General features: G+C 45.4%; 12 protein-coding genes. 5 read left to right on the top strand and 7 right to left on the bottom strand.

The features are described 5' to 3' along the window. Window positions 1–178 precede the first annotated feature (178 nt). Complete coding sequence (locus GQF01_RS33150) at window positions 179–1,921, bottom strand: methyl-accepting chemotaxis protein (RefSeq protein ID WP_161411459.1); 1,743 nt, start codon at window positions 1,919–1,921, stop codon at window positions 179–181. Window positions 1,922–2,244: 323 nt separating this feature from the next. After that, complete coding sequence (cdaS, locus tag GQF01_RS33155; RefSeq protein ID WP_161411461.1) at window positions 2,245–2,868, bottom strand: sporulation-specific diadenylate cyclase CdaS; 624 nt, start codon at window positions 2,866–2,868, stop codon at window positions 2,245–2,247. Between the two features lie 164 nt (window positions 2,869–3,032). On the opposite strand from cdaS, the gene GQF01_RS33160 reads away from it, so the two are divergent. After that, window positions 3,033–4,289 (top strand): glycosyl hydrolase family 18 protein, encoded by a 1,257-nt coding sequence (locus tag GQF01_RS33160; protein ID WP_161411462.1) that lies wholly within the window; start codon window positions 3,033–3,035, stop codon window positions 4,287–4,289. Here GQF01_RS33160 and GQF01_RS33165 read toward each other — a convergent pair. The 4 genes from GQF01_RS33165 to GQF01_RS33180 form a co-directional block, all read right to left on the bottom strand. Continuing rightward, window positions 4,286–5,257, bottom strand: a complete 972-nt coding sequence (locus GQF01_RS33165) for an NAD(P)-dependent alcohol dehydrogenase (RefSeq protein ID WP_161411466.1) — start codon at window positions 5,255–5,257, stop codon at window positions 4,286–4,288. The genes GQF01_RS33160 and GQF01_RS33165 overlap by 4 nt on opposite strands. A 366-nt stretch (window positions 5,258–5,623) precedes the next feature. Further along, window positions 5,624–6,466, bottom strand: a complete 843-nt coding sequence (locus GQF01_RS33170; protein WP_161411467.1) for an RMD1 family protein — start codon at window positions 6,464–6,466, stop codon at window positions 5,624–5,626. Window positions 6,467–6,558: 92 nt separating this feature from the next. Beyond that, entirely contained in the window at window positions 6,559–7,647 is a 1,089-nt protein-coding gene (locus GQF01_RS33175; RefSeq protein ID WP_161411469.1) for an AbrB family transcriptional regulator, read from the bottom strand. Further along, window positions 7,644–8,372, bottom strand: coding sequence for an MBL fold metallo-hydrolase (locus tag GQF01_RS33180; RefSeq protein WP_161411471.1), 729 nt, complete (start codon window positions 8,370–8,372; stop codon window positions 7,644–7,646). The genes GQF01_RS33175 and GQF01_RS33180 overlap by 4 nt, the downstream gene beginning before the upstream one ends. Window positions 8,373–8,545: 173 nt before the next feature. Here GQF01_RS33180 and GQF01_RS33185 point away from each other — a divergent pair, with 173 nt between their 5' ends. From GQF01_RS33185 to GQF01_RS33200, 4 genes are all read left to right on the top strand, one after another. Continuing rightward, window positions 8,546–9,430 (top strand): TetR/AcrR family transcriptional regulator, encoded by an 885-nt coding sequence (locus tag GQF01_RS33185; protein WP_161411473.1) that lies wholly within the window; start codon window positions 8,546–8,548, stop codon window positions 9,428–9,430. A gap of 217 nt (window positions 9,431–9,647) precedes the next feature. Then, window positions 9,648–9,869: a PspC domain-containing protein gene (locus GQF01_RS33190; protein ID WP_161411475.1), complete on the top strand. Its 222-nt coding sequence runs from the start codon at window positions 9,648–9,650 to the stop codon at window positions 9,867–9,869. A gap of 130 nt (window positions 9,870–9,999) precedes the next feature. Next, a complete protein-coding gene (shc, locus tag GQF01_RS33195) occupies window positions 10,000–11,883 on the top strand; it encodes a squalene--hopene cyclase (protein WP_161411478.1) in 1,884 nt (627 codons plus the stop codon). Between the two features lie 65 nt (window positions 11,884–11,948). After that, complete coding sequence (locus tag GQF01_RS33200) at window positions 11,949–12,422, top strand: hypothetical protein (protein ID WP_161411479.1); 474 nt, start codon at window positions 11,949–11,951, stop codon at window positions 12,420–12,422. 98 nt (window positions 12,423–12,520) lie between these two features. Here GQF01_RS33200 and GQF01_RS33205 read toward each other — a convergent pair whose 3' ends face one another. Beyond that, window positions 12,521–13,018 carry a hypothetical protein gene (locus GQF01_RS33205; protein ID WP_161411481.1) on the bottom strand — a complete coding sequence of 166 codons (498 nt, stop codon included), beginning with the start codon at window positions 13,016–13,018 and terminating at the stop codon, window positions 12,521–12,523. Window positions 13,019–13,049 lie beyond the last annotated feature (31 nt).

A 13,049-nucleotide genomic window follows, 5' to 3' on the forward strand; every position in this document is an offset into this window, starting at 1 on the left:
AGTTTTTCCAGTTATTAGGTGTATCTAGCGGAGATTGCTTGAAATATAAGGAGTTTTTCCAGCTATTTAGATCCATAAAAAAGAGGCTTCCCACAGTCATCCAATGACCGAGGGAAGGCCTCTTTTGATGAACCTATTAGGACAGCCTTTTCGTAGATATTCTAGGATTTCCGGTCTTTTAAGCGATACGGAATCGAGCCAGGATTTGCTGCAACTCCTCAGCCATCTCCGATAAGGATTGTGCTGCGACTCTCACTTCACCCGTAGTCTCAAGCTGATTAACAGCGGAGGTTGACACATCCTGGGAAGAGTCAGCGGTTTTCTTAGCGATAGAAGCAACCTGTTGAACAGATGCCGTAATCTCTTGTGCGCCTGCCGACATTTGTTCAGAGGTTGCAGCCATCTCTTGAATTTGCGAAGCCACTAGATTAGTGGACTGCAAGATTTCACCAAAGTTTTGCTCCGTTTTCTGAACAAGCTCGATACCCGTTTGAACTTCATTTTTCACTTGACTCAGCGCATCGCCAGAATCATGTACGGTTGTTTGAATCTCACTGAGCAAAGCCGAGATTTCACCAGAAAATTGCCCGGATTGCTCAGCCAACTTGCGAACTTCAGAAGCTACGACTGCAAAACCGCGCCCCTGCTCACCTGCTCTTGCTGCTTCAATCGCTGCATTAAGAGCCAGAAGATTCGTTTGCTGCGAAATATCCTGAATCGCTTGCAGGATATGTCCGATCTCTTGCGATTTTCTCTCCAGCAAAGACATGACTTGATCTGTCTGATGGACAGATTCGTGAATGGATTCCATCTGCTGCACAGTGTTCTGAACGTATGTACCGCCCGCTTCTGCCTGTTGTTTGGTCCATTCAATCGACTCAGCGATCGACGAAGCACTTTCGGCCATCCGATAAATGCCGCCGCCCACTTCTTCCATGGAACGCGAAGTTTCTTCCATCGTGAGCGTTTGTTGATCCGCTCCTGTAGCCACTTCTTTCACCGTCTGGGTGATATGATTGGACACTTCCTGCATATCAATGGAGCTAATGCGAAGTTGCTCAGCAGAGGAAGCAACGCTTTGCGCATGTCCATTCACAGCTTCGATCATACTTCTCATATGCTCCGTCATTTGAGCAAAAGAGGCACTAAGATCTCCGATTTCATCCTTTTGTTTCAAAGCGATATAGCTTACGGAGAGATCTCCTTCGGAGATGCGTCTTGCAGCTGCGCTCATGGACGTGATCGGCTTGGAGACGTGACGAGCGATCAAGAACGATATGACCAAACCTAGAATGATAGCCAAGATACTGAGTGTCGTATTCCACTGAATCCCAGCTTGATAAGAATGCTCTACCTCTGCTGCCCATCCTTCCGCATTTTCTTGAATGCGTTTGGTGAACATTTCAATTAGCAGAGAACAGCTTCCCAAATTACTATCTGCTACCTGAATTAACGCCAGACCTTCAGCACCATGTTTCTGCGCAGCTGCGAGCGTAGAAGGAAAAACAGTCGCGTATTGCGTCCACTGCTCTTTGAACACTTTGAGCATTTGGAGATCTTTCTCATCCTGGAAAGCCCCATCCAGAAGATTGACTTTCTTTTCGATATCATTAAATAAAGTTTGAGCTCTTTCAGCAGGAGTAGTAGCGGCCTCTTCTTCTAACATGCCAGTTCCGCTTAAGTTTTGCTTTGTCTTATCCTCCATATTGAATTGAATACGCAGGATTTGATCATCAAGACTTTTCAAATCATAGTTCAAATTGCCCAATAAGATGACAGAAGGAAGTCCTTTATCCGTCGTTTGTTTCGCGGTATCACCCATCGATTTCATTCGCACTTGAGACGTAATACTGATTGTCGTAAGTAGCACTAATACGATGACAAAGCTACAAAGCAGTTTCTTGTACAGCGTGAGTTTCATTCTGACAGCCTCCGAAGTTTCTCTTTTTGTTGTAAGGGGTCATGTTTTCCCTCTTTGCAGGATAAATTGTCCTATGTATAATTTCGGCGAAACACGTCGATTTTTTTATACCTAAATTAAATAAGCATGAATTTCATGGATTTAGTGCCTATTCTGGCAACGAAAAAGGCCACCGAGACTCTATCCTCGACAGCCTATTAGGTATTTATTCCGATGCCTGCTACTCTATCAATCCAGACTTCTGTAAGATTTTTTGGGTACTAACAGCTACTTCTGCACTCGCTTTATATGCCTTGGGATCTAGTCGTGAATGGCCCACTTTTCTATACAATAATATCTGACATGATTATCGGATGCAGTTGCCCCTTATAGGCAAATGAAGTTTGACCGGTCTCTTCGGATACAACCAAAGCCAAAGCATCTGTCCGTTCCGTTATGCCAATGGCTGCACGGTGCCTCGTACCCAGCTTTTTATTTTCTACAATCATTGCCGACAAAGGCAGCACATTCGCTGCAGAAATGATTTGATCATAACTAATGTATACGGCGCCATCGTGCAACGGGTTCCCTGGGTAAAAGATGGATTCGAGCAAGGAATACGATACTTTGGCCCCTACGGGAATGCCATTATGGAGGTGTTCACTGATAGAATCGCTGCGCTGAATCACAATCAACGCACCGTGGCGGCGTTTCGACAAATGATCAACGGCAATAGTAAGATCTGAGTACTGAATGGAGAAAGCTGACAAATAACATTGCATATAAAAGGAAGCGGCGATCGATTCAACTCTTCTAAACCTTTCTTGAATCGCCTCTAAATCACTTAACAAACAGTGATTCTCATTATCTATAACTTGCAAACTATGGTGAAGCGCATCAGAAATTTCTTGTATATGTAGTTTCAGCTGCTCTTTCATTGGGGATTCATCACATCGGATTTGATTCAACGCGTACACCTCTGGATTCCATATTACTTAGTATCATTCCCAGTTTTGAAAAGATCATCAAAATAACGATATGACCATTCAAAGCTCCTCCCTTGTTCTTAAACATGCTGGCAGCTGAATAACTATAACAAAATTGCCGATATTCGGTCAGGGGGCTGATCCCTTTGTTTATTTATACGGTTAAATCTGGCGACTCTCTCTATGCCATTTCCAGAAAATATCAAGTGCCGCTTGATACCATCCGCTCAGTGAATGGGTTAATTGAAGCCGATCTGGTGCCAGGTCAAGCGCTTATCATGTCGACGACGACTTACATCGTTCAACCAGGTGACACTCTTTCCTCTATCGCCAGCATCAGCTATATTCCTCTGCAACTGCTGAAAACTGCTAATGGTTTGCAAAGTGATGCGTTGACGGTCGGGATGCGACTAACCTTGCCGGCTATACCCAAATACTTGGAGGAAGGCCTTAGCTACATTTTGCCTAGTTCGCCAGCACAGATTCAGACAACAGTCAAAAACTTCGCAAATTTGAATACATACTTTGGTGTTTTCGAATATCATATTACCCCTGACGGTAATCTGAGTGAGCTGGCTTATGATGATGTCGTGATAAAAGCCGCACGCGAACACCTTGTAGCCCCTCTTGCTACGATAACCAATTTAACGCCAGGCGGGTTCAGCTCTGAAATAACGAAACGTTTGCTGCAGTCTCCAGAGCTGCGAAACCGTTTGATTAACAACATATATTCACTGCTTCAGACGAAAAATTACGCAGGCGTCAATGTCGACTTCGAGCGTCTTAGAGTAGATGAACGCGACTTGTATTCCGGGTTTTTAAGAGCTTTGAATGAGAAGTTAAAACCAGATGGCTATTACACGTCCGTAGCGGTACCCGTAAAAAGGTCGGAACGTGACCATCCCGGATATGATTATGGGGGCATCGGTAGTGCTGTCAACTTCGTATTTATTATGGCCTATGATTTTCATGAAGCACACTCTGGACCTGGCCCTGTTGCCCCTATCGATGAAATTAGAAAAACACTTGATTATGCCATTCAACACATTCCTCGCAATAAAATAATTCTTGGTGTCCCGCGGTATGGTTTCGACTGGACCATGGAGGGGAATGTCCCCATATCAGCCAAAGCGGTCTCCGTAAAGTCAGCGACAGATACAGCTATTAGGTATGAAGCAAATATTCAATATTCAGAGCAGCACCAACAGCCGTATTTTGGTTATTGGGATGAGCAAGGACGCAGACATATCGTCTGGTTCGAGGATGCGCGGGCGCGGGCAGCGAAATGTGAGCTGGTAATCGACTATAAGCTTCTGGGAATTGGTGCGTGGCAGCTCGGCTTGATTTTCCCCCAATCCGCCTATCTGATTATGCACTTTTTCAGGCAGCGAAGAGTTATTTAGTCTGCTATTTGAATAACTACTTTTCCTTTCGCGTGACCTTCTCCCAAATACTGAAGAGCGTCTGGGACCTCAGATAACGAAAAGCGTTTATCAATAATTGGTATAATTTGGCCTGCTTCAACAAGTCTCTCCAAATCCTTCTGATCCTGTTGGTTTGGCTTGTGGATTAAGATACCCATGTTCTTATTCTCAGTCATAGAAATCCATGGTCCCAGACACATAACTTGAAAAATCCGAGCCATAGGACCTCCGACCATAACATAGGTACCTGATGGACTTAGGGATTTTTTGTAATCGATAATCGATCGATTCCCGACGACATCAAGAATCAAATCATATTGTTGTCCGTTTTGGGTGAAATCTTTAGTGGCGTAGTCAATAACCTCGTCTGCGCCGAGACCTGTGAGCATTTCCAATTTTACAGCGCTATCAACAGCAACGACTTCCGCTCCAATCGCTTTGGCAAACTGTACGGCGAACGTACCTACTCCCCCACCTGCGCCATTGACAAGAATTTTCATTCCTCTCCGAATCTTTCCTTTATCGCGGAGTCCTTGTAAGGCAAGGACTCCCGCTTGCGGGAGAGCAGCTGCTTCATCGAAGGTCATATGTGAAGGTTTGAGAGTTATTGTGTCTTCGCGAACGGAAACATACTCCGCGAATCCGCCCCAACCAGAGCCAGAGATGTCCCCAAACACCTCGTCGCCAGGGTGAAACTGCTTGACCTTACTCCCCACGGCTTCAACCGTCCCAGCAATGTCAGCTCCAAGAATCTTGAATTTCGGCTTTAGAATCCCTCCAAGACGAACCATAAAAGGTATGCCTCGCAAAAGATCCCAATCCCATGAATTGACAGATGCCGCATGTATACGAATCAGGACTTCATTGTCTTTGGGTGCAGGTTTTTCTAACTCGACGAGGTTAAGAACGTCCTTGGTTCCGTATTTCGTATAGACCATTGCCTTCATTATCATACCTCCATCGAGAACCCTATAATGCTTGATATTATCATTGTACGGCCGGATTTATGTCATTATTTTTCTAATTCAACTATTGATGGCTATACTCAACAGGAACTGAGTCCTCTATTTTGAGAAAAACGAGCTGTTTCTCTTATTAGCGGAACTACAGTCCTTTATTTCTCCTCCATGGCAGTTTTTCAAACGAAATCAGCAGAATAGCGGCTCGTAGTTCCCTCTCCAGTGGAAACATACGGTTTTTCTTGGAAATAGCGGACTCTAGTTCCCTCTTAAACTCATCCCATAACAAAATAAAAAAGCCTGAAGGAAATTCCCCTCAGGCATCTATATGTCTCCAGACTCGCTCATTCCTACCTAATGGGAAGGAATCCAGCCTACAATTTGTAATACCGTTAATACTACTTCTATGACAATTAAAATTACAACGATCCACTCAACGAACAATCCTCGGATGGAATGACTGATATTGGAGAAACCCTCAAGGATGTGATACAAAATATCTGTTTTACTTTTCAAAATTTTATATCGGTCATTCAATTCAAAGAAATCCATCATGCCGTCATAAAATTGACTAGCTGTGCTATTCGTCCATGTTAAATCTGGTTTATCCAGAATCATGATGTAAGCAAGCGTATTATACTCATGACGCACGATTTTGGCTGTGGTTCTCGCCAACTCTTTATTGCCTACGCGAAGTTTCCCTTTCTCTAATCGATCAATCATCCCTTCGAGGCCATCATGAATATCGCCAAGTTGCTCCTCGATCTTCTCTAGAGCTACTGATTTCGCAAGCACTGTGGAGATGAGTTCAGGGTAGAAGAATTCATACTCGGGAACAATCACATACTTGTCAGTCAACTCCATGCTCTCGATTTCCTCGATATGCAGACTGTAATCGTCCATGTATTTGTCCACATGCTGCAGCTCGATATCAGGTTTGAAGGTCTGGATAAATTTCAAGAAGGTCGTCATCTCATCCTTATTTTTGTGATTAACAAAAACAACACTGCCGAATGAGAACACCAGCACTTGTTGTAAGGAATCCGTTTCTTTTTGAAGGATGGAGGATAAAATATCACCCCGCAGGATTAACGGTTGTTCCCACGTGTATTTTTTTGGAATGTCACAATGTATCGCGATTTTGTTTAAATCAATTTCATTCGTGACAGCCATAGCTCTGAAAGTAATATCTTTCATGTTCACCACTCATCTGCTAGAAAAGTTATGCTAACTAGTCTTGACAGAATAAGATGGCTTCAATCCTATAAGAACTCTGTATTTTCTACTTTTTAACTTCTTGGGACTGGCTCATTCCCTGCTTTTCCCCTTGGAATCAAGTATTTAAATGCCAGCCTCAGAAGCGGAGGTACCGCGAAAAAGATGAACCAGGTTCGAAATATTTGGTAGCAAGTGACAATGGCAATATCTGCATGAACCTCTTTGGCCATGATCCCCATCTGATCCATGCCTCCAGGCGCCATGGCTAAGAAGGCCGTCGCCGAAGAAACGCCATGCATGCTAGAGAGCATCAAGCTTAATCCAAGCGATCCCAGGATTAGCACGAACCCGCTTATGATCGCGAGGCCGATGATGCGAACTTTGTGCGTCAGGCTCTCCGGACGAAGCAGCAAGCCAACGTATGTGCCGATTAATAATTGCGAAACGTCAAGAAGACCAGATGGCAGTGCTGGACCTGATACGCCGGAAAGATGAAGAACGGCTGTAGCAATCATTGGCCCTAGCAAAAAGGCTGATGGAAAGCGGATCTTTTTGGCCAGTACAGCGCACACCACACAGACTATAGCAAACAAGAAGATAGTAGGGAAAAGATCACTCCAATGAGCACTCACTCCTACTAGATCCTCTATGGCCGATCGGTCGCCACCAAACAACGGACTAAAAATAAGCAGCGGGACGCAGAAAATAATGATCATCAGCCGTGATACTTGGAGAAATGTCATCACAGTGAGATCGATGCCTTCCGTATCCTCCGCGAGGATGATCATCTGCGACAATCCGCCAGGGATGCTTCCCATCAACACCGTCGGCAGCGGCAAGCCCGATACTTTGGAAATGCAATAAGCGATGAGTGCGCTGAAAACCAGCAGCAAAACCGTCATAAGAATCATACTTGGTAATTGCTGCCCCATCTCTTGCAGTGTGTTCATCGTGAATGTTAACCCTATGGAATAACCAATAATAATCAGAGCTGTGTCACGTAAATAACTTGGCCATAGCGGCCTTACCTTTTTCAAGAAACGAGCTCCCAAGAATGCAAACATCATCGGTCCTAATAGCCAGGGTAAGGGAGAATGAATGAACGAGAACAGCGTTCCCCCTATCAGTGACAATGCGAGTGTGACGATAAAACGAATCACGACTGTTCAGTCAATGCGGCTATTCGTTTATTCACATCACCTTGCACGTGCCCGCCGTGATAACAGATTACGGTCTCGATGTCGAAAGCTAATAGCTTCTTCAATGATTTCAGTGCCTGTTCCATATCGGGTGTAACGGCTGCTCTCGGCCCCTTTAATTCGCCATCTTCGACGACCATGGCATCACCGGCAATCAGCGTTTTGCTCGTGTGATGGTACAAACAGACATGTCCTGGCGTATGGCCAGGCGTGTGAATGACGGTTAGGCCGCCTGCGATTGGCAGCTTTTCCCCATCTGCTATCGTGCTCTCCACATTAGGATTCGATGGATCTAGAAAAGTCTGCTCGAATTGGTTGCGAGTAACGACCGGCAGCTGCTCTAAGAGTGAAGCCAGCCTCTCCGGGCTTACCTTGATCATCGGTTTCGCACCATTAATGACGTCTTTGTCGTCTTCATGGGCATAGATAATTGGAGATTCGTCTTCAGCCGCCAGAAACTCAGGTAATCCACCAACATGATCAAGATCCTGATGTGTCAAAATAATAGCGCTCAGCGGTACGCTCCCTGCCCCTGCTTGCTTCGCTAACTCCCGAATCGCAGAAGCGGATCCTGGCATGCCTGTATCGATTAAGATCCAGGATTCTTTGTCAAATAGGATGGTCGGATGAATCGTCATAGGTCCCAAATTCAGGGATAACATGTCAATGCCTTCAGCTATTCTCATATGATTGCCGACGCCAAACCTCATATCATTCTACAAGGCGAGGTCTCGGCCACCTCCTTCTATTCAAGGTTAAAACCAATGAGTTCATTATAGAACTCGATAGTTTTATCGTCAATGAGAAACATTGACGTTCCCCTTGACTCATGTCAATATAGGGGGGGGGAGGGATAACGATGGTAGACTCAAAAAAAGACAAAATCCTGAATACAGCCATCGAGCTGTTCCGATCCAAAGGGTACAGCGCCGCATCCATGCAGGATATCGCTGAGGCTTGCGGTATGGCCAAAGCTAGCATCTACAAATTTTTTGCGACCAAAGAAGAATTATTTACTGCGGCTTTCGTCGCATGTCATCAGATATTGTTAGATCAAGCAGCAGCGCTCGATCGTGGCGGGGCTAATCTTAGCCTGACTCCGAAAGAGAAGCTTCGGCGGAAGATCGAATTCCAGTTGGAATATACGGTCGAGAATCACCTGTTCATGATCGACTTCCGAGAATTGCCAATTACAACGAATGAACAATTCATCGCCGCATGGAAACGAAAGAAAAACGCGCTGCACACTTGGCGCCGCGAACTGCTAATCGAGACCTATGGGAAACAGATAGAGCCCTATATTTGGGATATTGTTGCCATTTTCCGAGGCATTCATGTCGAATACTTAACTTATGTCAAGCAGAAGGTGATCGCCTTACCTATGTCCGAGCTCGCTGCATTCATTGTAGACCGCTTGGATGCTTTAATCGAGGATTTCATCCGGACAGCACCGAAACCCGTAATCGCTGAAAGCAATACGCATTTCAATTATTTGAATCCTAGCGATTCCCCTGCCCGCCAAGCGACAATTGAGCAGTTGATTGCCCTAATGACTGTCAAGATCGACGAGCTGTCTAAGCCAAGCGAAGTGCGTGAGGAACTTAAGAAGGTCACGGCAATGTTAGATGAAGCCTGCACTCATCAAGCCTCCAATCCCACTCTCATCAAAGTGTTCATCTCCTATCTCGATGTCATTCCTGAGTTAAGGCCCCATCTCAGACAGCTTAACTATCTCCTGTCTTAACTGCAACAGCTCATCCAAAAATGAAATAGGAACCCCGCAATTCTGAACAGAATTGCGGGGTTCTTGGCTTTCGTAGAGGTTCTACCCCGCCTTAAGTCCGGTTCCATAAACCGTCATAGGTCCGTTTTCGCAGAACCCTGCAAGAGCTACAATAAAGACATGAAAACGAAACAATAACATTTAACATATCGCAAATTGGAGAGGAGCAATACACAGGATGAACAAATTATTCCGTTCTAGAACAGACAGTAAATTAACAGGACTTTGCGGAGGACTAGCTGAATGGCTTGGTTTAAATGCAACCATGATTCGCTTATTGGTCATTATCGCGGCTTTGTGCAGCTTCGGAACCGTCGTACTTATCTATATGATTGGTTGCCTGCTTGTCCCTAAAGCGCCGCAAAGTCATTACGATTTCACACCTCCCTTTCACCAATAATGTGCAAGGCATGTAAAACGTCAGTGAAAACTGGCGTTTTTTCTTGTTTAACCATATCTGAAAAGGTTGCGATGTTCATATCATGTAAAGATCTATCTAATCATGACTTGAAGCGGCAGGAGGACTGCATATGCCTGTATGGAGCGAAGTGAATGAGGAAATTCGCCGCATGCGCGTGAGACTCGAACAATGGCAGCAACAAGACGGCTCTTGGCGATTTTGCTTTGAAAATAGTCTATTGACCGACGCTTATATGATTGTCGTCCTCCGAACATTGGAAGACCCGCAGGAGGAGCTAATCAAACGATTGCATGATCGTATTGCGGCTGAACAGGAACTGAGTGGCGCCTGGAAAGTTTATCACGATGAAGCGGATGGAAATTTAGATGCAACCGTAAATGCTTACTTTGCGCTTCTATATTCGGGCTACAGCAAAAAAACGGACGAAACGATGATGAAAGCTGCGCGCTTCATCTCTTCCAAAGGAGGCGTCAAGCAAGTAAAAACCTTGCTTACGAAGGTATTCCTAGCAACCGCAGGACAATATCCATGGCCCTCCTCAATGATGATTCCACTTGAATTTCTGCTGTTGCCGTCGACCTCTCCGATTAACTTTTTTGACTTCTCTGGCTTCGCCCGCGTTCACTTTGCACCTATCTTGATTATGGCTGACCTCAAATTTGTTAAGACAAACGCGGCTACACCGGACCTATCGGATCTGACTCAGCCGGTCCGCAAGAATTCTGAGTCATCGCGCGGCTTCCAAGAACTATTGAACGAAGTTCATAGCGGTATCAAGCAGCTAACTAGCCTGCCCCAGCAGCTGCACAAGCGAGCTGTTCGATATGCGCAAACCTACATGCTTGAACGTATTGAAGCGGATGGAACACTGTACAGCTACTCGACGTGCACCCTTCTGATGATCTTGTCCTTGTTAGCGCTAGGTTATGACAAGAACCACCCTACAATTACTGCCGCTCTAAAAGGTCTCTATTCAATGCTGTGGAACATAGATGGAAGGGTTCATCTCCAGAACTCACCTTCCACGGTTTGGGATACCGCGCTGCTTGCCGCGGCTCTGCAGCAAGCTGGAACTTCACCAGAGCATCCTTCTATTGCGAAAGCAGTCCGCTATTTGCGCAGTATGCAGCAGTCCAAATTAGGAGACTGGAGCCTTCATGTTGCGCATCCAGTACCCGGCGGCTGGGGCTTCTCCGAATCGAATACGATAAACCCCGACGTGGACGATACTACGGCAGCTTTGCGGGCCATACACGCAACAACACAGCGTAATCCTGAGTACCAAGACGCATGGAACCGTGGGTTAAACTGGATATTGTCCATGCAGAATAAAGATGGCGGCTGGCCCGCTTTCGAGAGAGGAGTTACGAACAAGCTGCTGACGCTGGTCCCTGTTGACGGCGCCTCCGCAGCTGCCATTGACCCGTCCACAGCGGATCTAACCGGAAGGACCTTGGAATTCCTAGGGGCGACAGCTGGCCTAGACGTCCATCAAACCTTCGTGCGCAGAGGGGCAGATTGGTTATTCTCGAATCAAGAAGCCGATGGTTCTTGGTATGGCCGCTGGGGGATTTGCTACATTTATGGCACATGGGCTGCTTTGACAGGGCTAATCGCTGTTCGAACGAAACCTGATCATCCCGCGGTTCAAAAAGCTGTCGATTGGCTGCTAAGCATCCAAAACGAAGACGGCGGCTGGGGTGAATCCTGCGCCAGCGATAGTGTCAAACATTACGTACCGCTCGGCGCCAGCACGCCATCCCAAACCGCTTGGGCGCTCGATGCCCTTATCGCGGTATGTGAAGTTCCTGTGCCTGCCATTCACAAAGGCATGCGACAATTGCTGCAGCTGATGCACAAGGATGACTGGACTACGCAGTATCCAACCGGAGCAGGGCTGCCCGGCAGCTTTTATTCCCATTATCACAGTTACCGGTATATTTGGCCCTTAATCACGCTTAGTAATTACAAGAAGAAGTATGAGAACTTGTAAAATGAACAATACACGGCATGCTTACGTCAAATCCAAGGCAACTTGCTATACGAAGGAGAATAAACATGAGGAAATTTTTCAAATCCCTATTTCATAAGCGGTCATTTGCTGAACAGCTGGAAACTTATCTCGAGGCAACCCTTTTAAAATGGAAAAAACGCATTAGCCCTATAACGAACAGAATCGGATTTGGCATTTACTTTTACAAGAACATCACCATTAACCTCAATCGCTTGAACAAAGAAATACTAGAAATTGCTCAGGATCGTTCAAAGCTCTCACCCTTCAACAAATCCGCATTTCCCAGCTTCATATCTGTCGTTGACGGCATTCACACAAGGATGTTCACACACCTGCCGAATCACGTCATTTTACAAATTACATCTTTAGTACAAATGTTGCCAGGTTTCAAAGAGCTGCAATCGATATCACGAACTTATGGGTACATATGTGAACTTCAATACAATCAAGGAAGAGTATTTTTCGGCTCCTTACAGATTCATTTTATTAAAATGGAAAGATTGGCTGTACCTTTATAAGCGAAGCCAAAATGACAAAAGACTGCGATCACCCCAGCTTATTCAGGTGATAACAGTCTTTTCTTGCTTGCCAGCAATGGCAATTATATGGTTATCATTTAATGTGACGCGTGACTGGCGTCCTGCCTTTTTTGGATGGCATGCATACCCATCACGACGGCCACAAGTTCGTAGCTATCCAACTCAGCACATTGATTTCTCAGTGTAAAAGCTCCCGAAGAAAACCATCCGTTTACTTTCTCGAAATTTGCGACAAGCGCGCCAGATGAATCCGATACTTCATACTCTTTTGAAAATGCCGGGGATGTGATGTCGTAGCTGCCTCTCCCTATCGTTTCATAGGTGAATTTCTTGGCGAACAACATAAATCTGCTTCGCAGCACGCCGACCAGGCTTCCGTCCGGATTCGAAATCTCCCACTTGCCTGAAAAAAACGGAAAACCTCCTTTGTAGAGCAGTTGATCATTTACGTCATATATATCAATGGCTGAACCAAATGAACTCTTCAAATCCAAATAACCTATGCGCTTTTCCTGATCATCCAAAATCTCTGTAACGCCAGAATTAAAAAAGTTATCACGAAAATAGAAATCCAAATTTCTCTCCTCCTTAAGTGGAATCACCTAA

The sequence above is a fragment of the Paenibacillus silvestris genome (assembly GCF_009882985.1).
Lineage (GTDB): Bacteria > Bacillota > Bacilli > Paenibacillales > NBRC-103111 > Paenibacillus_E > Paenibacillus_E silvestris.